General features: G+C 74.2%; 21 protein-coding genes. 12 read left to right on the forward strand and 9 right to left on the reverse strand.

The genetic code is table 11. The features are described 5' to 3' along the window. Positions 1-5: 5 nt before the first annotated feature. Together AB0I60_RS03330 and AB0I60_RS03335 are read right to left on the reverse strand one after the other, a co-directional pair. Positions 6-386: a hypothetical protein gene (locus AB0I60_RS03330; protein WP_360725569.1), complete on the reverse strand. Its 381-nt coding sequence runs from the start codon at positions 384-386 to the stop codon at positions 6-8. Between the two features lie 196 nt (positions 387-582). Then, positions 583-2,199: a caspase family protein gene (locus tag AB0I60_RS03335; protein WP_360725570.1), complete on the reverse strand. Its 1,617-nt coding sequence runs from the start codon at positions 2,197-2,199 to the stop codon at positions 583-585. A gap of 199 nt (positions 2,200-2,398) precedes the next feature. On the opposite strand from AB0I60_RS03335, the gene AB0I60_RS03340 reads away from it, so the two are divergent. From AB0I60_RS03340 to AB0I60_RS03365, 6 genes are all read left to right on the forward strand, one after another. Then, entirely contained in the window at positions 2,399-2,878 is a 480-nt protein-coding gene (locus AB0I60_RS03340; protein WP_360725571.1) for a hypothetical protein, read from the forward strand. Further along, positions 2,875-3,435, forward strand: coding sequence for a hypothetical protein (locus AB0I60_RS03345; protein WP_360725572.1), 561 nt, complete (start codon positions 2,875-2,877; stop codon positions 3,433-3,435). The genes AB0I60_RS03340 and AB0I60_RS03345 overlap by 4 nt, the downstream gene beginning before the upstream one ends. A gap of 149 nt (positions 3,436-3,584) precedes the next feature. Continuing rightward, on the forward strand, positions 3,585-3,776 hold the full coding sequence (locus tag AB0I60_RS03350) for a hypothetical protein (RefSeq protein ID WP_360725573.1): 192 nt from the start codon (positions 3,585-3,587) through the stop codon (positions 3,774-3,776). A gap of 162 nt (positions 3,777-3,938) precedes the next feature. Continuing rightward, entirely contained in the window at positions 3,939-5,507 is a 1,569-nt protein-coding gene (locus AB0I60_RS03355; RefSeq protein WP_360725574.1) for a hypothetical protein, read from the forward strand. 287 nt (positions 5,508-5,794) lie between these two features. Further along, positions 5,795-6,406: an HD domain-containing protein gene (locus AB0I60_RS03360; protein WP_360725575.1), complete on the forward strand. Its 612-nt coding sequence runs from the start codon at positions 5,795-5,797 to the stop codon at positions 6,404-6,406. A 446-nt stretch (positions 6,407-6,852) separates the two neighbouring features. Continuing rightward, the gene (locus tag AB0I60_RS03365) at positions 6,853-7,983 is read left to right on the forward strand and encodes a hypothetical protein (RefSeq protein WP_360725576.1); all 1,131 of its coding nucleotides are present in this window, start codon (positions 6,853-6,855) and stop codon (positions 7,981-7,983) included. Positions 7,984-8,588: 605 nt separating this feature from the next. Here AB0I60_RS03365 and AB0I60_RS03370 read toward each other — a convergent pair. Beyond that, a complete protein-coding gene (locus tag AB0I60_RS03370) occupies positions 8,589-9,308 on the reverse strand; it encodes a leucine-rich repeat domain-containing protein (protein WP_360725577.1) in 720 nt (239 codons plus the stop codon). A gap of 153 nt (positions 9,309-9,461) precedes the next feature. On the opposite strand from AB0I60_RS03370, the gene AB0I60_RS03375 reads away from it, so the two are divergent. Then, positions 9,462-9,986: a helix-turn-helix domain-containing protein gene (locus tag AB0I60_RS03375; RefSeq protein ID WP_360725578.1), complete on the forward strand. Its 525-nt coding sequence runs from the start codon at positions 9,462-9,464 to the stop codon at positions 9,984-9,986. Between the two features lie 52 nt (positions 9,987-10,038). Here the strand turns inward: AB0I60_RS03375 and sigC are convergent, their stop codons facing one another. Then, positions 10,039-10,608: an RNA polymerase sigma factor SigC gene (sigC, locus tag AB0I60_RS03380; RefSeq protein ID WP_360725579.1), complete on the reverse strand. Its 570-nt coding sequence runs from the start codon at positions 10,606-10,608 to the stop codon at positions 10,039-10,041. A 58-nt stretch (positions 10,609-10,666) separates the two neighbouring features. Here sigC and AB0I60_RS03385 point away from each other — a divergent pair, with 58 nt between their 5' ends. After that, on the forward strand, positions 10,667-11,410 hold the full coding sequence (locus AB0I60_RS03385) for a zf-HC2 domain-containing protein (RefSeq protein ID WP_360725580.1): 744 nt from the start codon (positions 10,667-10,669) through the stop codon (positions 11,408-11,410). 77 nt (positions 11,411-11,487) lie between these two features. Here AB0I60_RS03385 and AB0I60_RS03390 read toward each other — a convergent pair whose 3' ends face one another. Both AB0I60_RS03390 and AB0I60_RS03395 read right to left on the reverse strand, forming a co-directional pair. After that, a complete protein-coding gene (locus tag AB0I60_RS03390; RefSeq protein ID WP_360725581.1) occupies positions 11,488-11,919 on the reverse strand; it encodes a hypothetical protein in 432 nt (143 codons plus the stop codon). A 152-nt stretch (positions 11,920-12,071) separates the two neighbouring features. Continuing rightward, positions 12,072-12,917, reverse strand: a complete 846-nt coding sequence (locus tag AB0I60_RS03395) for a metallopeptidase (protein WP_360725582.1) — start codon at positions 12,915-12,917, stop codon at positions 12,072-12,074. 162 nt (positions 12,918-13,079) lie between these two features. Between AB0I60_RS03395 and AB0I60_RS03400 the strand changes: the two genes are divergently transcribed. Then, positions 13,080-13,577 carry a DUF1269 domain-containing protein gene (locus AB0I60_RS03400; RefSeq protein ID WP_360725583.1) on the forward strand — a complete coding sequence of 166 codons (498 nt, stop codon included), beginning with the start codon at positions 13,080-13,082 and terminating at the stop codon, positions 13,575-13,577. A 165-nt stretch (positions 13,578-13,742) separates the two neighbouring features. Here AB0I60_RS03400 and AB0I60_RS03405 read toward each other — a convergent pair whose 3' ends face one another. Further along, the gene (locus AB0I60_RS03405; RefSeq protein WP_360725584.1) at positions 13,743-14,819 is read right to left on the reverse strand and encodes a P1 family peptidase; all 1,077 of its coding nucleotides are present in this window, start codon (positions 14,817-14,819) and stop codon (positions 13,743-13,745) included. Further along, the gene (locus tag AB0I60_RS03410; protein ID WP_360725585.1) at positions 14,820-15,425 is read right to left on the reverse strand and encodes a TetR family transcriptional regulator C-terminal domain-containing protein; all 606 of its coding nucleotides are present in this window, start codon (positions 15,423-15,425) and stop codon (positions 14,820-14,822) included. A 138-nt stretch (positions 15,426-15,563) separates the two neighbouring features. On the opposite strand from AB0I60_RS03410, the gene AB0I60_RS03415 reads away from it, so the two are divergent. Both AB0I60_RS03415 and AB0I60_RS03420 read left to right on the forward strand, forming a co-directional pair. Continuing rightward, positions 15,564-16,979 (forward strand): APC family permease, encoded by a 1,416-nt coding sequence (locus AB0I60_RS03415; protein ID WP_360725586.1) that lies wholly within the window; start codon positions 15,564-15,566, stop codon positions 16,977-16,979. Between the two features lie 247 nt (positions 16,980-17,226). Beyond that, the gene (locus AB0I60_RS03420; RefSeq protein ID WP_360725587.1) at positions 17,227-18,285 is read left to right on the forward strand and encodes a phenylacetaldoxime dehydratase family protein; all 1,059 of its coding nucleotides are present in this window, start codon (positions 17,227-17,229) and stop codon (positions 18,283-18,285) included. A 15-nt stretch (positions 18,286-18,300) separates the two neighbouring features. Here the strand turns inward: AB0I60_RS03420 and AB0I60_RS03425 are convergent, their stop codons facing one another. Beyond that, positions 18,301-19,176 (reverse strand): LysR family transcriptional regulator, encoded by an 876-nt coding sequence (locus AB0I60_RS03425; RefSeq protein ID WP_360725588.1) that lies wholly within the window; start codon positions 19,174-19,176, stop codon positions 18,301-18,303. A 70-nt stretch (positions 19,177-19,246) separates the two neighbouring features. On the opposite strand from AB0I60_RS03425, the gene AB0I60_RS03430 reads away from it, so the two are divergent. Further along, a complete protein-coding gene (locus AB0I60_RS03430; RefSeq protein ID WP_360725589.1) occupies positions 19,247-19,843 on the forward strand; it encodes a short chain dehydrogenase in 597 nt (198 codons plus the stop codon). Positions 19,844-19,881: the final 38 nt, after the last annotated feature.

The raw sequence follows: 19,881 nt of genomic DNA on the forward strand, positions 1-19,881 counted from the left end.
ACCGGTCAGCGGTGCACGCCCTTGACCTCGTCGGACCACCACCGGGGCGGCGGGTGCACCCAGCGGGCCAGCACCAGCACCACGATCAGCCCTACCCCGCCCAGCCCGGTCAGCGGCCACCCCCAGGCCCGCCGGGTGCCCAGGGCCGCCGCGCACGCCGCCGCGTCCTGGGCCACCTCGGCCCCGCGCTCGCCGCGCGGGTCGTAGGTCACCGAGCCGCGCAGGCCGGTGACGGCGCTGCCGCACTCGACCGATCGGCCGGACGCGCTCTCCACCTCCACCGTCAGCAGCACCCCGCACCCGCCCACAAGCAGCGCCAGGGCGAACGCGATGGTGAGTGCCGTGTGCAGGAACGGGTTCACGGTGAACTTCTCGCCGCCGGTCACCCCTCTACGATCCCCGCCCCGGCCTCCGCTGTCACCACCCTGACCGCGTCAGTCTGGACTGGCACACCGACCTGACGTTCGTGGACCGGGTGCCCGCGATCAGATTCCTCGCGCAGTGCACCTGCCCCCGCAAGGCGATGACACGAGCGCAAGGGCGACGCCTCGCACTACTCGGCCTTGTGACCGGCCCGGGGGCTCAGCGGGCCGGCGCCAGGTCGGCGACCAGGCCGAGGTAGAAGTCCGCGATGCCCAGCAGACCCGGCACGTCGGCCGGGATCGTCCGGGCGCGGCTCCACCCCGACACCTTCGGGTGCTCGACCACGTGGGCGAGGGCGGCGCGCGCGGTGAAGTCGTCGCCCAGGCCGAGGGCCAGCACGGTCAGCGCGGTCGGCGCGTCGTCCACCAGCGCGTCGAACGCGGCGGTCCACTGGTCGGCGGTGTCGGTGGGCCAGCCGTCGGTGAGGAAGGCGACCACGACGTCGCCGACGACGTGCGCCGAGGCGGCGAGGTCGGCGACGTCCCGGTCGATCCGCTCGCGCAGCAGCGCGAACGCGGCGGCGTAGGAGGTCGCGCCCCGGGGGCTCAGCGCGGGCAGGTCCGCCTGCGCGGCGGGCGCGAGGTCCACCCGCGACCGGGCGTCGGTACCGAAGTCGATCACCCCGAACCGGAGCAGCCCCGCGTCCTCCAGGCGTTCCGAGATGCGGGCGAGGACGGCCGGGACGGCGGCGTTGACCGCGTCGATCTTCGCGCCCGCCATCGACACCGAGACGTCCACCACGAGGTAGAGCGGCAGCACCGGCGTGCGCGCCGGGGCGACCGAGCGCGCGGCGCGGAGCAGTTCCCGGGCGCGCTCGGCCACCATCGGCGCGTCCTGCGCGGCAACCAGTTCCAGCCTCCGGTGCGCGGCCAGCACCTCGCCGGGGTCGGGCGAGGACAGCCACTCGCCCAGCTTGCGCACGCCGGCCTCGCGCATCTCCGGGTAGGCGTGCTCCAGGCTCGCGCTCAGCGGGGCGGGCAGCGGCGCCGGCACCACGGCCGCGCCGAGCGGGTTGCGGGCCAGCACGATCTGGTCCTCGCCGTGGTAGAGCCAGCGCTGCGGGGTCTGCGCCGAGCCGTCGACCCGCCGGACCTGGTCGGCGGCGTACCGGAAGGCGTCCTCGACGGTCACGTACCCGGTGTTGTCGCGGTCCGCCGCCCCGGTGCGCAGGCCCTCGACCAGCGCCGCCGTGAACACCGACCCGCCGTGGCGGCCCAGGGCCTCGCCCTCGAAGGAGTACTCGGTGGCGCGCGACGCCGTGAGCACGGCCCGGCCGCGCCCGCCCGCGAGCCGGCGCTGCAGGTCCACCTCGGTCTCCGCTGCCTTCGCGCCCCGGTCGAACGCGCCGCTGAAGCAGCAGTCCAGCACGAGCACCTGGCGGCCCGCGCGGCAGTCGTCCAGGCGTTCGAGCAGCCACCGGGCCTCCACCGCCGTGGACGCCAAGGCGTCGCGGTCGGTGTCGGCGGCGGCGAAGTAGAGCCGGCCGCGCGCGTCGAGCAGGCCGTGGCACGACAGGTAGACGACCACCAGGTCGTCGAAGCCCCGCGCGGCCAGGAACCGGTCGGTGGCCCGCCGGACCTCGCCCTCCGCGCCGTCGGCCACCGCCGTGACCTCGAACCCGCCGATGGCGGGGTTGGCCAGCACCTCGGTCATGCCGGTGGCGTCGACGACGGGCGCGCGCAGCCTGGCGAGTCGCTCGTCGGCGTAGTCGCCGGTGGTCACCACCAGGGCGGCACGCGGGTCGGTCGGCTCCGGCGCCGGGTGACGCAACTGCACGCGGTCCCTCCCCCGGGGTGTTCGGGAAGGCGAGGGTAGCCGTGCGCGGCGTGCGGTGCGGCGGTGCGGGACCGACCGCCCGCCGGCGCTGCTCCGGGCGGGTGAACGCGCCGGCACCGGGTAACAGCGCGGTGGCGTGGCGGGATACCTCCGTCGGACCCTGCCGCGCCGGCGGCCCGGGACGGCGCGGAGGACGGGTGTGACCGGACCAGGGGGCGTGCGCTTGGCGGAGGAGTACGCGCCGACGTGGGTCGAGCGCGGGTTCTGGCTGTGGGTGGGGCTGGCGCTGGCGATCGTCCTCGCGCTGGCGATCATCGCGGTGCGGTTCGCCGTGCGGCTCGGGCGGCTCGACGTGCGGGACTTCACCGTCACGGTCACCAGCGACGGCAGGGCCGGCTCCCTGCTCGCGCCGGGCAGGCGCTCGCGGAGGTTCCGCTTCGTGGTCACCCGCATCGGCAGCGGGCTCATCGTCGCGCACGCGAGGGCCGGGCGGCCCGCGCACGAGATCTACCGCACGGAGCACGACGTGCGGCTGCGGCTCGCGGACGGCCGGACGATCTTGCTGGTACGCGGCCAGGACGTGCCGATGGGTGACGGGATGACCGTGCGCTACCACCGGGGCAGGCCGTTGCACCCCGTTCCCGCCGGACCGCTCCCGGCCCGGGGAGGCCGCGCGTGACCACGGGCCCCGACCACCTGGCGCTGGCGCGCGCCCTGCGCGCCGCGCGGACCCCGGCGGACGCGGCCAAGGCGCTGGCCGGCATCGAGGAGAGCGGACCGCCGCCGGACGCGGCCCGGCCGGCGCTGCGCGACGTGCTGCTGGACCCGGCGTTCGTCCGGCGCACCGAGGACGCGCCCGCGCCGATCGACGTGCTCGGCGACCAGTTGCCGGTCGTCTACTCCACGGTGGTGGCGCTGAGCCTCGGCGACGCGGTGCACGCCCTGCCGGACCACGTGCTGGGCGCGGTGCTGCACGAGACGACCTCCGCCGACCTGGTGCAGGAACTCGTCCGCCGGTTCCCGGCGGCGGGTCGGGCGGGGATCCTGCCGCCCATCGTCCGACCCGGTCTGGAACCGCAACCCGCCCCGCCGCTGTCCGTGGTCTTCCCGATGACCGCGCCGGGCGACGTGCCGACCTGGCGGGATCTGCTGACGAGCACGCGCGTGCTGGTGCTCGCCGGTCTCCTGCTGTTCCTGGCCGGGCTGGTCGTCGGCCTGCTCCAGCCCGGCCTGTAGGACCTCGCCCGGCTTCGTACGGGTGCGCGTGGTCGGGAGGGTCTCCCGGCCGGGGCGCAGGTCACCGTCACCCGCGCGAGTGGTCCGCCTGGTCGGGAGGGTGCCGGGGTGGTCTGCTGGACGCGAGCACCGAGCACGGGAGGCGGACGATGGCGATCCCCCACATCGGCAAGATCACCCAGCACGAGGGCGACGACCCCGACAACGCGGTCACGATCCCGGGCAGCTCGCTGAGCAGCGCGACCGACGTGCGGTGGGACGACTCCTCCGCGACCGCCACGGTCCGGGCGTCGATGTCCGGCGAGAACGAGGCGGAGATCGGCCACACCCCCGAGGAGTAGGACGACCACCGCCCCACCGGCGGAGTTCGCGGCGGGCCCTCGCCGTCCGGCACGCGGACTCGCGGCAGACCCTCGCCGTCCGACGGCGGGCTCTGGTGGTCCGGCGGCCTCCTGTGCGGGGCCGGCGGCGGACGGCGGCGTCTCGTAACGCAAGATTTTCCCATGAGCCGACCGTTCACCGCCGACGACCTCCGCCGCTGGGAGGCGCACGCCGTGCCGGCGTGGGTGTGCCGGGGCGTCCTGCTGGTCGGCTGGGGTTTCGCCTTCGGCTTCGCCATCTCCGCGCCCACCGCGTGCACGCCCACCGCCCCGTGCCTGCCCGACCCGTGGCTGTCCGTGGTCGCGGCGGCGCTGCTGGCCACGCCCGTCCTGCTGTGGCGGGAACCGGTGCTCGGCTGCGCGCTGGGTGCCCTGTTCGGGTTGGCCGAGGTGCTGTCGGACGCCGAGGAGGGCATCCGGCTCGCGTTCGGCCTGCACGGCCTGGCGTGCGCGCTGGTGGCGCTGTGGCTGGTGGAGGCCCGGCGGGCGCAGCACCGGGTCGTGGGGCGGATCAGCGCGCCCGTCCGGGTGCCGCGCGCGACGCCCGCCCGGTTCACCGGGCGCACCGCGGTCGCGGTGCTGATGCTGCTGGTGGGCGTGCTGGCCCTGGTGAAGTACCTGGTCGACTCGTCCGAACTGGCCGAGCACGCGTCCGCCGCGACGCGCGTCGGCGGCCGGGTGACGGCGGTCGGCGAGCACGACGTGACCGTGCGCCTGCCGTCGTCGCAGCGGACGTTCGACGTGCTGGCCACCGACGGGTACCCGATCGGCAGCGAGGTGCCGGTGCTGGTCGACGGCCAGTGGGCGGAACTGGTCGCCGAACCGCAGGACGTGACCTTCCCGCTGACCGTGATGACCGTGTCGCTGGGCATGGCGCTGTTCCTGCGGCTGCGCGACCTGGCCGGCCGGCGCGCGTGGCAACGGGTGTTCGCCGGCCCGGCACCGGGCGTGGAGGTGCTGGTGCGGGCCGACGTGCGCGGCCGGGCGGTGCTGCACACCGTGGACGGCCGGCCGTTCGCGTCGATGCCGGTGTCACAGCCGTTCGAGGACGCCCGGATGCTCGCGGCCGGCGACCTGAGCCACGGCGGCTGGCTGGTGCTGTCCGGCCCGGACGGGGTGCTGCTGCCCACCCGCCCGCTGCGCCCCCACCACCGCGAACCGCCACGTTTCGACGACCCGGGCGAGGAGATCCTGGGCGTGGCGCTGGAAGTCCCGCCCCTGCCCTACCCGGTGCCGCCGCACCGCAGGGACGTGGTGGCCGCGCGCTGGCTGTTCGCCGCAGCGCTGTTCCTGACCGTGGGCGCCACGACCGTGGACGGCCCCGTGGTGCTGACGGCGCTGTGGACGGCGGGGACGTGCGTGCTGGCCGGGTGGGTGCGCGGCCGGCCGTCGGCGGTGTTCCACCGGGACCACGCGTCGGTGCGGTCGTGGCTGCGGACCTACCGCGTGCCGTGGGCGGCGGTGACGTCGATCCGGCGCGACGGCGACCGGCTCGTGCTGGAACTGGAGTCGGGCACGCGGTTCACCCTCGCGTCCAGCCGGCGGCCGGTGGGCGAGCTGGGCGCGCTGGCCCGGCGGCTGCACGACCTGGCACCGGGCCACGACCAGGAGGTGACCTCGAGGTTCGGCGGCGCGCTGCCGGTCGTGCTGTGCTTCGCCGTCGCGGCAGGCGCGGTCCTCTGGCTCGCCTGACCACAGGGTGCGCCCGACCGGCACCGTTGCTCCGAGCCTCGCCCGCCCCGGCCCAGTGCCGGTTCCCATCCGGTCCGGCCACCGGTGGCCGCAGGCGATGGCGGCAGGCGGCGGGAGTCGGCGGCGGCGGGAGTCGGCGGCGGCGGGAGTCGGCGGCGGCGGGAGTCGGCGGCGGGCGGGAGTCGGCGGCGGGCGGCCGTGGCGGGAGTCGGTGGCGGGCGGGCGGCGGGAGTCGGTGGCGGTCGCTGGCAGCGGTCAGCGGTTGGCGCGGAACTAGGCTGACCGCCGTGGACCTCTTCACCGGACCTGACACCCCGGCCGCCCGTGCCGCCCACGACGTGTGCCACGAGCACTCGGAACCCTGGCTGCGCAACCACTCCCTGCGCGCCTACTCGTGGGCCGCCGCCCACGCCGCCGCGCACGGGATCGACCACGACGCCGAGCTGCTCTACGTCGCCGCGCTCCTGCACGACCTGGCGCTGACCCCGGCGTTCGACAGCCACCGGCTCCCGTTCGAAGAGGCCGGCGGCCGGCTGGCAAAGGTGTTCGCCACCGGCGCAGGCTGGGCGGCGACGCGCCGCGACCGGCTGGCCGAGGTGATCGTGCTGCACATGCGCGACGACGTCCCCGCCGACCAGGACCCGGAGAGCCACCTGCTCCAGGTCGCGGTCAGCGCCGACGTCTCCGGCCGCCGCCTGGACCAGTTCCCCGACACCTTCAAGACCGAACTCCTGCACCGCTTCCCACGCCTGGGCTTCGCACCCGCGTTCCTGGACCGCACCCGCGACCAAGCCGAGCGCAAACCCGACTGCGCCGCCGCCGACCTGTTCCGCGCCGGCTGGGAGTCCCGCGTGCTGAACAACCCCCTCGACCCACCCACGGCAACCCCCACGAGCTGACCCCCGCCCGCTACCCCCTCGCCTGCCGGCCCTCGCCGACTACACCCGGCTCCTCCCGACTACGCCCAGCCCTCGCACACCAGCCGTCCCGCAGCAGGCCGTCCACGCCACCACCGCTCACGTCAACCTCGACACCTCCGCCCACTTCGGGTCCGCACCTTCTGCGCCCGCGCGGTTTCCGGGCGGGGGTCACGGCCTCCTCGACGCCCGCTGGGCTTCGTCACGCTCCACTGGGCCGAACCCAGCCCCTTACCCCCTCCAGTCGGCGCAAGCCGTTGCCCCACCGTGCCCCGGGAGGCCGCAGCCGAGGCCGTGCTCGCGCCGCCGGCCGTGCCCGCTGTTCCGGCAGTCGCCGTGATCGTTCCGCTGTCCGGCGGACGCAGATTCCAGGTGACCGCCATTAGCGTCCGAGTCGCGCCGCCAACGTTCACCACATCGGAGCGACCATGCCCCACAAGCGACTCCTGGTACCACTGCTGCTGGCGACCGCCCTGCCGCTGGCCCTGGTGACACCCGCCGAAGCCGCCTCGACCCGCGTGACCACCACCGAACTCCCCGCCCTGCCCGGCGGCACCGCCCGCGTCGTCGCGCTCAACGACCGTGGCCAGGTCGTCGGCACGAACTCCGGCAGCACCGGCTCGCGCGCCGTGCTGTGGGACGGAGCCGGACCCGTCGACCTGGGCCGGGGCAACGCCACTGCGATCAACGCACGCGGTCAGGTGCTCGGACTGGAGTCCATGAGCGGTGGTGGGACCTACCAGCAGCACCCGAGGATCTGGCACGAGGGGACGACGACCAACCTGGCCCCGTCGGGATCGGGTTGGGTGAGCGCGTCCGCGATCAACGCGAACGGCGAAGTGCCGATGACGTACTCGCGTTCCCCGTACGGCTATCACCAGGAAGCAGCAGCCGTCTGGAAGGGCGACCGCCACGAGGGCCTGTCGGTGAGCGGCCCGCACCTGACCGTCCAGGTGATCAACGACCGGGGCCTGGTCGCGGGCACGCAACTGCCGATGTTCGGCGACGACAAGAACGCGTTCCGCTGCCAGGACGGCACGTGCACCCGCTTGCCCGGCGTGCCGGGCACGGGCCCCTACGCGGTGGTGGCGGCGAACGAGTCGGGGGTGGTCGTGGGCAACCGCGACAACCAACCGCTCCGCTGGCAGGCCGACACCGTGACGGTCCTGCCGGGAACGGGAGCCGTCGCGTCGTCACCGCAGGCGGTGAACGAGTGCGGCGACATCGTCGGGTGGACGCAGGACGCAGCCGGCGTCCGCAAGGCGACGGTGTGGCGGGCGGGGCGCCAGGTGGTGCTCAACGTCCCGGGGCCGGCGGAGGCGCTGGCGATCAACGACGCGGGCGACATCGTCGGCTTCAGTTCGGCGACGGGTCAACAGCGGGCGTTCCTGTGGCGCAACGGCCGGGTCACCGACCTCGGGACTTTGGGCGGCGCGTACAGCGTGCCGGTGGCGATCAACAACAAGGGGGTTGTCATCGGCCAGTCGACGGCGTCGGATGGCACCACCCGTGCGGTAAAGTGGACTACTCGCACTACCCGCCCGCACGCCAACGGGTGACAACTGCTCCATAGCGACTGAATTCTTCGGTCCGGCTACCTCTGCCATTCGGAACGAGCCGTTTTCGGCAGAGGTAGCCAGGTCGAGCGAATGATTCGGGGAGCGGGCACTAAGTCAAGATCATTTTCGTTGCCTGGAAAATGATGTCGCGCTCAGGCCGGACATGTACGTCGGAGGCCCGCCTCCGCCCCGCCGTCGCCGCACTGACCCATGGGACTGGTTGTCGCGGCGACGCACGGGACTGGTCGCCGCGTTGACGCACGGGTTTGCGTGCATCCCACGCGGAAACCGGCGGGACGCTGGCACGCGTGGCGCAACCGAGCCGGGTGGAGACGGCACGGCAGCAGGGCGGAGCGGGTACGGCGAAGCCAGGCGGAGCGGGCACGGGCGGAGCTGACGGGGCGGGCGGGACGGGGCGGAGCGGAGCGGGGCGGGGCGGGCACGGGCGGAGCTGACGGGGCGGGCGGGACGGGGCGGGCGTAGCGGGGCGGGCACGGGCGGAGCGGGGCAGGGTGGAGCGGGCGCGGCAGAGCGGGTGTTCGAGTCCCGAGCCTGAGCGGTCGTTTCGAACTCGGACCGCCCGGGGACTCGACAGGGCAGCCGGCTCACATGAGGACTACGCAGCCACGTCGTGCCAGGTCGTCCAGGAGGCGTGGAGCGGGGCTCACGTCGTTCCAGCGCAGGTCCAGTTTCTCCAGGGACGGCAGTTGGGCGATCCAGTCCGGTAGTGCCTCGATGCGGTTGGAGCGCACGTCGAGGTGGCGGAGTCGCGGTAGGCCGGCCAGGGACGGCGGGATCTCGGTCAGCGCGTTCTCGCGGAGGTCGAGGTGGCGGAGTCGGGCCAGGTCGGCGGTGGACTGCGGTAGGTGGCTGAGGGTGTTGCCGCGTAGCCAGAGTTCGCGGAGTTGGGCGAGGCGGCCGAGCGTGTCCGGCAGGTGGGTCAGGGTGTTGTGTTGCGCTCGTAGTTCGATCAGGGCGCGCATGTCGCCGATGGTGTCGGGGAGTTCGGCCAGGCGGTTTTCGCCGAGGTTCAGGTAGCGGAGTTGCGTCAGCTTTCCGAGTGATTTCGGCAGCACGGTCAGGTGATTGTCGTGCAGGTAGAGGAAGTCCGTCAGGGCCGGCAGGTCGCATAGTTCTTCGGGGACGTCCGAAAGTTCGTTGTGACCCAGGTCCAGGGTGCGGAGAGCGTGCAGCAGGCCGATTTTCGGGGAGATGTCCGTCAGGTTGTTGTCGGCCAGGATCAGGACTTCGAGGTCCGTCTGCCGCCAGAGCGTTTCCGGCAGCTTCCCCAGGTTGTGCTTCCACAGGTTCAGCGTTTGCGCCATGAGGGTTCTCCGGATCGCCTGGGTGCGTGGTGAGGACGGTTGGACAGCGAGGGGTGGAACTGGAGGGAGGCGGGGCGGCAGCGGCGTGGACGGGCGGCGGGTTGTCTAGCGAGCACAGGACGGGCGTTTTGCGTACAGGACTATGATGGTCTTGTGGACATCGATCACGCACCTCGCCTGTGGAAGTACATCCGACGCAACCTCGACGATCGGGGCCTGACGACCGGGGACCTGGCTCGGGCCACCGGTGTGCACCGGAGTCGGCTCACCGAGTGGCGGCAGGGGCGGTCGATGTCCGTGCCGACTGCACGGTCCATCGCGCGGCTGTTCGACACCAGCATCGTGGAGGTGCTCGTGGTCGCCGGGCTGCTGTTCGATGACGAGGTGCACCTCCAGCGGGCCCGGCCGGACTCCTCGTTGCTCACCGACGCCGAGCTGATGGCCGAGTTGAAACGGCGGCTCGACGGCACCCGGTCGGCGCTCGACCCGGTCACCGCGACGGAGGCCGACCTGACAGAGGCCGACCTGACAGGGGCCGACCTGACAGGGGCCGGACTGGAGGAGGCCGAGCTGACGGAGTCGGGTCTGGAGGAGGCCGGACTGGAGGCGGAACTCGACGCCGGGCTGACCGGAGGATGGCGCGACGAGATGGGCACCGGATCGGAGCGGGTTCGGTGAGCCGGGAGAAGTGTGCGCAGGTCAGAACGCCCGCAAAGGCACTGCCGCGTGGTCAGCCGGCGGTCATGTCCCTGTGGTTCTGGTTGCGGAGCAGGTCCTCTCGGGCGCGCGCCACCCGCGACCGGACGGTGCCGATCGGGCAGCCGCAGACCTCGGCCGCTTCGGCGTAGGACAGGCCCAGCACCTGCGTCAGCAGCAGGGCCTCCCGGCGGTCCGCCGGCAGTGCGGCCAGCAGCAGGCCGAGTTCGACCACGTCTTCGAAGCCCGCCGTCCGGTCTGCCGAGCGCTGCGCGTCCGACGCCTGCTGGAAGTCGGTCGACCAGGCGATCGCGGGACGTGCGCCGGCCGTCCGGATGTGGTCCACGACGGTGCGGCGGGCGATCGACAGCAGCCAGGTGCGGGCGGACGACCGGCCCTCGAACGACGGGAGGCTGCGCAGCGCGCGCAGGTAGACCTCTTGCGCCAGGTCGTCGGCACGGCCCGGGTCGGTCAGGTGGGCTACCAGTCGCCACACGTCGCGCTGGGTGGCGCGGACGAACCGCTCCAGCGCAACGCGGTCGCCGGCGCCGGCGGCCAGGGCCAGGCGGGTGACCTCGTCGTCGTCACCGCGTGAGATCGACACGGTGCCCAAGGTTAGTGCACCCCGCGCCGGGAACTTCCGCGCCTGCTTGCCCGACAATATGGGCGTGGACTGCGACACCTGCCGGGAGGCTCTGTCGGCGCGACTGGACGGCGAGGCCGAGCCCGCTCCGCCCGCCGACACCGACGCGCACCTGGACGGGTGCGCCGCGTGCCGCGCGTGGCAGGACGACGCCGCCGCGCTGACCCGGTCGCTGCGGCTGCGGCCGGCGGTGGCGACGCCCGACCTGGTGGACGCGGTGGTGGCTGCCGCGCCGCAGGTGGGGGCGACGCGCGGCTGGTACCCGCGCGCGGCGCTGGCGGGGGTGGCGGTCGCGCAGGTGACGTTGGGGCTGGGGCAACTGCTCGGGTCGGGGCCGGAAGGCGGTTCGACGGGGCACGGCATCCACGGCGCGAGCGGGAGCCACCTGTTCAACGAGAGCACGGCGTGGAACCTGGCGCTGGGCCTCGGGCTGCTGTGGGCGGCGCTCCGGCCGCGCGCCACGACCGGGATGCTGCCGGTGCTGGCGGGGTTCGTGGTGGTGCTCGGGGCGTTCTCGGCGCAGGACCTGGTGAACGGCGAGGCGACGGTCCAGCGGGTCACGTCGCACGCGGTGCTGGTGCTGGGGCTGGTGCTGCTGGTCGTGGTGCACCGGGGGCGGCGGGGCCCGGACGGTGGGCGGGTCGCGGAGCCGCTGCCCGACGCGCCGGACTCCAGCGCGGGCGCGGAGGACCGGGACCCGCCGGAGAGCGAGCCGCAGTCCCGGCCCCGGCTGCGCCCGGTGAGCCGCCGACGAGCGGCCTGAGGTCGGCCGCACGGGGGTGCCGCCGGACCACGCGTGGCACCGGACCGGGGTCCCGGGACGGGTCGGTGACCGGGTGGTCACCAGCCCTGTGCGGCTTTTCCGCCGTGCACCACCACCGCCCAGATCACCATGACGTTCAGCGCGATCACGATCGTGGACCACACCGGTTGGACGCCGACGAAGGCCAGTTGCGCCACCGCGTTCAGCGAGGCGAACACGATTGTCACGATCCGCGCCCACGCCGCGCCCGTCCACAGCACCGGCCCGGTCAGCAGCAGCACCACGCCGACGACCAGGTGCACCCAGCCCCAGCCGGTGAGGTCGAACACCAGCACGGCGTCCGCGCCGGCCACGTAGTACTGGTCGTGGAACAGCGCCACCAGCCCTTCGACCACGGTGAAGATGCCGATGACGATCAGCATGATGCCGGCGAACGTGATCCACCGCGCCCACGCGCCGCCGATCGGCGGGCGGCCGGAGCGCTCCGCCTCGTAGAACTCCTGGCTCATCGCGAATCCCTTCGCTCGTGGTCCGTGGCTCCCACCCTGCAGCGGGGCGCGGGCGCGGTCACCACCCGCGACGGGCGAGGCAGCGGGTTTCACCCGCGTCGGGCGCGGTGTGATCCGGCGTCACCCGCGCCGGGTCCGGCGGCAGTGCGGTGTCACCCGGTGCGGCCGGCGACCCGGGAATCCGTCGACGCTCGGGGGCTCGGGGGCCGGAACGCCGGCCGGTGGTCGGGGGTGGGCGGGGTGACGACGGTGGTCGCTTCGGTCAGAGCCCGTTGCACCGCGCGGAGTTCGGCCAAGACCCGGTCGCGCTGGGCGTGCAGGGCCGCGACCTGGTCGGCGGCGTTCGCGGCCAACGCCTCGGCGGCCTGTTCGCGTTCTGCCAGTCGCGCCAGGGACTCCGCGCGGCGCATCGACATCGCGGCGGTGAAGTCCGACTGGATCTGCTTGCGCTGGCGGTCGGCGCGCTCGTCGAGTTCACGCCGCCGGTGTTCCGCGGTCGACGTCACCGACACCAGGTGCGCTTCGGTTTTCTCCACGAGCTGCCGGTGCTCGCGTTCCATCGCGCGGCGGCGGGCGTCGAGTTCGCCCAGCAGCCACTGGTGCCGGCGGGCCAGCCGCGCCGCGCTCGCCGCCGCCTCGGCCCAGCCCTGCTCGGTCGCCGCTCGGGCCTGCGCGGTGATCTGGGCGGCTTCCTCGTGCGCCAGCTCCACGACCCGGCGCGCGAGGTCGCCGGCGGCGTCGACGGGCAGCGGGCGGCGGCACATCCGGTCCACGCGGGCGCGCAGGCGGCGGTTCTCGGCGCGGGCCGCCTCCAGGTGGCGGCGCAGCCGGTCGGCGTGCGCCAGGGCGGCGTCGCGGTCGACGGCGACGGTCCGCAGCTCGAACTCGGCGTCGCGCACGTAGTGGCGCACCTGGTCGCGGCGGTAGCCCCACAGGGCGGCGTCGAAGCCGATCGGCAGCGGGACCAGGTCTTCGTGGTGTCCGGTGTGGACGGTCATGGGCGGCCTCCTCGTCTCCGCGCCCCAGCGTCCCCGGCCGCGCGGAGCCCGGTCGTCACCCGCCGCAGGTGATCCGGGTGGGCCGGAACCGCCCGCGCCGGGCGAGGTCCGGATGCCGGGCGCGGGGCCATCGTGGTGGCACGCGACGACGAGGAGGCGTGCATGGCGACGTTGACCGTGTGGAAGTTCGACACTGCGGACGGGGCGCAGAAGGCGTTGTCGGTGCTGGATTCGCTGCGCAAGCGGCAGCTGATCCAGGTCGAGGACGCCGCCCGGGTCTCCTGGGAGGAGGGCGCGAAGCGCCCGAAGACCAAGGAGGTCGGCAAGCTCACCGGGGCGGGCGCGCTGGGCGGTGCGTTCTGGGGGCTGCTGTTCGGGCTGCTGTTCCTGGTGCCGCTGCTCGGTGCGGCGGTGGGCGCGGGGCTCGGCGCGCTCGCCGGGTCGTTGAGCAAGGCGGGCATCGACGACGACTTCATCCGGCAGGTGCGGGAGGTGGTCACGCCGGGCACGTCGGCGCTGTTCGTGCTGTCGCGGGACGCGGTGGTGGAGCGGGTGGCCGAGGAGTTCCGCGCCACCGGGGCGGAGCTGATCACCACCAACCTGTCCGCCGAGCAGGAGGAGCTGTTGCGGGAGGCGTTCGCCGACACGCCGGACCGGTGACCGGCCGGCGGCGCTTCCACCGGCGGTGATCGCGGCCCCACCTCTCACCACGGTCACCGCCCTGGTCCTGCTGCCTGCTCCCGCCGGGACCACCGGCGGGAGCAGGGGTCACCGGCGGGAGCAGGAGTCAGCGGCGGGAGCAGGAGTCAGCGGCGGGAGCAGGGGTCAGCGGCGGACGAGTTCGGCCACCCGGTCCAGCGGCAGGCCGGGTGAGCGGCGGCCGTCGCGGCCGGTCATGTCGCGGCCCGCCACCAGGGCGTTGAGCACCGCCTCCTCCGTCGCGTAGACCACCGCCGCGAAGAAGTCGTCCATCCGGCTCCACGGCACGTTGCGCACCTGGTCGTAGCCCAGCTCCCCCTCCGAGAACGCCGACGGGGTCATCGACCCGCCGTTGCCCGTGGAGAACGCCAGGAAGATGTCGCCGGAGAAGTGCGACCCGGTGGTGCCGGTGCGGGCCAGGCCGAGCGGCACCCGGCGGGCGAGGGCCGCGCACTGGCCCGGCAGCAGGGGCGCGTCCGTGGCGACCACGACGATCACCGACCCCGCGCCGGGCGGGGTCTTCCAGTCGCCGTCCTCGATCGGGTTGTCGTCGGTCAGCGCCTCCCCCACCGGCACGCCGGCCACCGTCAGCTCGCGCCGGCCGCCGAAGTTGGCCTGGAGGAACACGCCCACCGAGTAGGTGTCGCCCTCGTACCGGACCACGCGGGACGACGTGCCGTTGCCGCCCTTGAAGGCGTAGCAGTTCATGCCCGTCCCGCCGCCGAGCGAGCCCTCGGCCACCGGGCCGGGGCGGGCGTCCTCGATCGCGGCCACGGCGTGCTCCGGGCGCACGTGCGGGCCGTTGATGTCGTTGAGGTAGCCGTCCCAGGTCTCCGCGACGACCGGCAGCAACCACTGGGCGGTGACCTCGGGGTGCTCGCGGGCCGCCCAGTCGATCGCGCCCCGGTGGCACGGGCCGACCGCGTGCGTGTTGGTGATCAGCACCGGCATCCGCAGCTGGCCGGCTTCGCTGAGCATGGCGGTGCCGGTCATCTCGCCGTTGCCGTTGAGCGAGTACCAGCCCGCCGTGCACGGCACGTTGACGCCCGACCGGCCGCGCGGCAGGACGGCGGTCACGCCCGTGCGCACCGCGTCACCCTCGATCAGCGTGGTGTAGCCGACCTCCACGCCGGGCACGTCGGTGATCGCGTTGAGCGGCCCGGTGTCGCCGAGCAGCCGGATTCCGAGGTCGCGTGCGCGCATTCACGCCTCCAGTTCGCATCGGGTGGTGTCGGCCGCGTACGCGAGCAGGATCGCCTCGGCCTGGGGGACGGTGAACGTGGGCACGGCCTGCGTGATGTGCAGGCCCAGCCCGTCTTCCAGCGACACCAGGGCGCGGGCGATCGTCGTCGCGTCCCGGGTCAGGTCGAACACCCCGGTGGCCGCGCCGGCCTCCAGGACGGACGTGTAGAGGGCGACCTGCCGCTCGCACAGCCGGATGTGCTGGGCGGCGTAGGCGGGGTCCCGCCGGGCGTGCGCGCCCAGCTCGTAGATCAGCTTGCACAGCTCGTCGTCCTGGCCGGTCGGCAGGCCCGCGCGGATCGTCACGACGAGCCGGCGGCGCGGGTCGGGTTCGCGGCGGGCGGCGTGCTCGCGGTCCACGCAGAACCGCTCGATGGCCTCGCGCTGCACCTCGTAGAGCAGGTCGGCGAGGGTCGGGAAGTAGTAGAGCACCGACCCGGTCGACATGGCGGCCTGGTCGGCGACGTCGCGCAGGCGCAGGTCGAGCAGGCCCCGGTCGAGGAGGGCCTGGCGCGCGGCGGCGACCAGCTCGCCGCGCTTCTCGTGGGCCCGGCTGGGTCTCGGCATGGCGTCGATTCTTCGGGTGATCTTCGAAGAACGCAAGTACGGCTCGCAGAATCTCAACCTTTGTCACACGTGCTATTGACTCCGGCAGGTTCCGGTTCTTTGATGTCCAGTCAAAGAACCGGGACCGAGGAGACCGCCATGCCGGATCCATCGTCGTCACCCGCTCCACTCCCGACCGACCAGCGCTCGACACCGGCCCTGCGCCGGGGGCTGAAGGTGCTCGGGACGCTGCTGATCACCCTGTCCGCCATCTCGCCCGCGTCCTCGGTCTTCATCATCGCGCCGGGCGTGGTGGCGCAGGCCGGCAGCGGCGCGTTCTGGAGCTTCGCGCTCGCCGCCGTGGTGGGCGTGTTCATGGCGTTCGTCTACGCCGAACTCGCTTCCGCCTACCCGCTCAGCGGCGGCGAGTACGCGATCGTCGCCCGCACCCTGGGCAAGTTGCCCGGGTTCGTCACCCTGGGCCTGCTCATGGTCACCCAGCTGCTGATCATCGCGGTCATCGCGCTGGGCGTCGGCACCTACCTGGAGGTGCTGGTCCCCGGCCTGCCCGGTCCGCTCGTGGCCGCCGTGACCACGGCGGGCGCGACCGTGCTGGCCGTCTTCGACGTGAAGCTCAACGCGTGGATCACCGGCGTGTTCCTGGTGATCGAGATGGTGGCGCTGGTCGTGGTGAGCGCGCTGGGCCTGTTCGACCCGGCCCGGCCGCTGGGCGAGCTGCTCGCCAACCCGGTCGCCGCGTCCGACGGCGTGGTCGGGCCCGCCGCCGTCGGGCTGATCGCCGCTGCGGCGGCCGTGGCGATCTTCTCCTACAACGGGTACGGCTCGGCGGTCTACTTCGGCGAGGAGACGGCCAACGCCCACCGGGGCATCGCCCGCGCCATCCTGTGGGCGCTGGCGATCACCGTGGCGTCCGAGCTGATCCCGGTCACGGCCGTGCTGCTGGGCGCACCGTCGCTGGAGGAGCTGTTCGCGGCCGAGAACATGATGAGCTACTTCGTCACCGCGCAGGCCGGGTCCACGGTGAACACCGTCATCAGCCTCGCCGTCGCGCTGGCCATCCTCAACGCGGTGCTGGCGATCATCCTCATCACCTCCCGGATGGTGTTCAGCACCGGCCGCGACGCGGCCTGGCCGGGCAACATCAGCCGCAACCTGGCCGCCATCCACCCGCGCACCGGCACGCCGTGGATCGCCACCCTGGCCACCGGCGCGTTCGCCACGGCGCTGTGCTTCGTGGACAAGGACTTCCTGCTCGTCGTCACGGCCACCTCGATCGTGGCGGTGTACGCGGCGCTGTGCCTGGCGGTCCTCAACGGACGGCGCAACCGCAGCACGGCGCACGCGGCGTACCGGATGCCGCTGTTCCCGGTGGCACCCGTGCTGGCACTGCTGGCCCTGGCCTACGTGGTGTGGCAGAACGCCGCAGACCCGGTGATCGGGCGGCCGAGCCTGCTCATCACGGTGGGCATCGCCGTGGTGTCCGCGCTGTACTACCTGCTGGTGCTGCGCCGGCGCGGCGCGTGGGAGCTGCGAGGCCCCGAAGACGAGGGGTGACCGGGTCGCGGCTCCCCCGGGAGCCGCGAACACGGGAGCCGCGAACACCGAGCAACGCTCGACTTCGGTCCGAAGTGGACACCTGCGTCGGGGTTGGCGGACGAAGATCGGGAAGGTTGCGCAATCCGGTTCCACGCGCGCTTCCGGTCCGCGACACTGTGCTGGCCCGCGATCCGTCCACACCGGTCGCGGGTCACCCGTCGAGCGAGCCGCGTCCGCGCGGCGCAACCCCCCGGAGGCAGCACCAGTGGATCAGGCCGAACCCCGCGTCGTGCCCGGCACCGGACCCGCCAGGCCGGCGCCGCACCGCCCGGACGGGCACGTGCCGCGCGGCGGCCCGGCGCGCGAGGTCCGCTGGCCGGACGGGGTTTCCGACGTCGTCGTGGCGTTCATCGGGGTGCAGGGCGCGGATCGCGGCCAGGTCGCGGAGGCCGCCGCGCTGGTGCGCGCGCGGCTGACCGGCCCGCACGGGCCGACCACCGTCGAACGCAGCCGGACCGCCGCACCCGACGCGCCGGTCGAAGAGGTCGTGGCCTGCTACTGGACCGATCCGGCCGCGCACGCCGCCTGGTGGGCGTCGGTGGCCGACTGGTGGGCCGGGCTGCCGGTGGACGGGCCGGTCGGGCACTGGCACGAGACGGTCACCACCCCGGTCACCCGGATGGAGACGATGTACTCCAGCACCCAGGCGGCCGGGCCGTCCACGCTCGCGCCCGTGGGCGACACCGACCTGCACGACTACCCGCACGCGGCACGGGACCGGATCGAGGACGTCGACCTGGCCGGGGCCACCGCGCCGCTGCGCACCGACCTGCCGGTCGGCGGGTCGCCGCGCGGCCGGCGCGTGCGGCTGGCCGCGCCGTCACCCGCCGGGCTGTGCCTGATCCGCACCGCCCAGGACTGGGCACTGGCGCCGCAGGACCAGCTCACGGCCTACCGGGAGCAGGTCGAGCCGACCTACCGCGCCGCCGTGCGCCACCTGTCCACCGCGCCCGCCGAGGACGGCTGCCTGGCCATCCGGCTCGTCGAGGACTTGGGCGAGGACGGCGGCGAGGCGCCTTCGTCGGCGGTCTGCGCGTGGTGGCGCGGTCTGGCCGACCTGGAGCGGTGGGCGCACCACCACCCGACCCACCACGCCATCCTGGGCGCGTTCTGGACGGCCCTGGTCGAGCCGAACGGCCCGGAACTGCGCCTGCGGCTGTGGCACGAGGTGCGGGTCCTGGACGCCGGTGGGCTGACCGCCGAGTGGGTCAACTGCGCCCCCGGCACCGGCCTGCTGCCCGCCGGGGACGCGCTCGCGGGCTGACGCCCGGCCCCGGCGTCAGCGGGTCGCTCGGTCGGCGGCCGGGGAGGCGAGCAGCGCGGCGGCGTGCTCGCGGAACGCCGACGTGGCCGGGTGGGTCGGCGTGCGCGGCCACACCAGGTGCACGGCGACCGGGCCGGCGTCGGCGAGCGGCAGGTACCGGATGCCGGGGTGCGGGTGGCTGTGGCCGGTCGCCTCGGTGGTCACGCCCACCGCGTCGCCGGTGGCGATCGTGGTGACCCACTCGTCCGCGCCGGGCACCTCGACCGTGTCCGGGCGCAGCCCTTCCGGCCAGAGTTCCGCGCTGGTGGTGGCGGCCGTCGAGCACAGCGCCACCGGGCGGTCCGCGAGGTCCGCGAGGCGCACCTCGCCGCGCAGCGCCAACGGGTCGTGCTCGGGGACGGCGGCGATGCGCGGCTCGCGGTACAGCGTGCGCGCCAGCAGCGCGGGGTGGCTCGGCGCGGCGCGGGTGAACGCCACGTCGACCTCGCCCCGGTGCAGCGCGACCTCCGGGTCGTCGCAGCGGCGGACCCGCACGGCGGTGCCCGGGGCGCGGTCGCGCCAGCCGCGCAGCAGCGGCACGGTGTGCCGGCCCAGCGCCGCCCACCCGAACCCGACGCGCAGCGGGCGCGGGCCGGTGGACGCCTCGCCGAGCGCGTCGTCCACCTGGGTGAGGATGCGGTGGGCGTGCTCCCACAGCCGTTGCCCGGCCTCGGTCAGCGCGAGCCGCCGGGTGGTGCGCTCCACGAGCCGGGTGCCCAGCCGGTGCTCCAACTGCTCCAGGGTGCGCGACAGCGCGGGCTGGCTGATCCGCAGCGCGAGGGCGGCGCCGGTGATGGTGCCCTCGTCGCCGATCGCGGCCAGCGCGCGCAGGTGCCGCAGCTCCACGTTCATAACCGCTGAGCATAAATAGCGCGTGGGAAGCATTTCCCCCGCCCCGGGCACCGCGCTTACCGTCGCCGGTATGAAGATCCTGCTCATCGGGGCGTCGGGCACGCTCGGCACCGCCGTCCACCGGGCGCTCACCGCGCGCGGCCACGACGTCCTCACCGCCGGTCGCAGCTCGGGCGACCTGCGCGTCGACATCACCGACCCGGACGGGATCGCCGCGCTCTACGCGCGGGCCGGCCGGGTCGACGCGGTGGTGAGCGCGGCGGGCCCGGTGCCGTTCAAGCCCCTCGCCGACCTCACCCCCGACGACTTCCGCGCCGGGTTCGAGGGCAAGGTGCTCAGCCAGGTGGAACTGGTCCGCCAGGGCGTGTCGCGGATCGCCGAACGCGGGTCGTTCACGCTGGTCACCGGCGTGCTGGCGCGCGAGCCGATCGTCACCGGCAGCGCGGCGTCGCTGGTCAACGGGGCGCTGGAGTCGTTCGTGCGCGCCGCCGCGATCGAGATCGCGCCGCAGCGGGTCAACGCGGTCAGCCCGACCGTGTTCACCGAGGACCTCGACCGGTACGGCGACTACTTCCCCGGGATGCCGTCGGTCGACCTGGCCGACGTGGCGCTGGCCTACGTGCGGTCCGTCGAGGGCGCGCAGACCGGCCAGGTCTTCATCCCCTAGACCGGCGGCGAGCGGTGCCGGCGGCTGCACCGATCAGG

This window comes from Actinosynnema sp. NPDC050436 (genome assembly GCF_040655415.1).
In the GTDB taxonomy this organism is placed as follows: domain Bacteria; phylum Actinomycetota; class Actinomycetes; order Mycobacteriales; family Pseudonocardiaceae; genus Actinosynnema.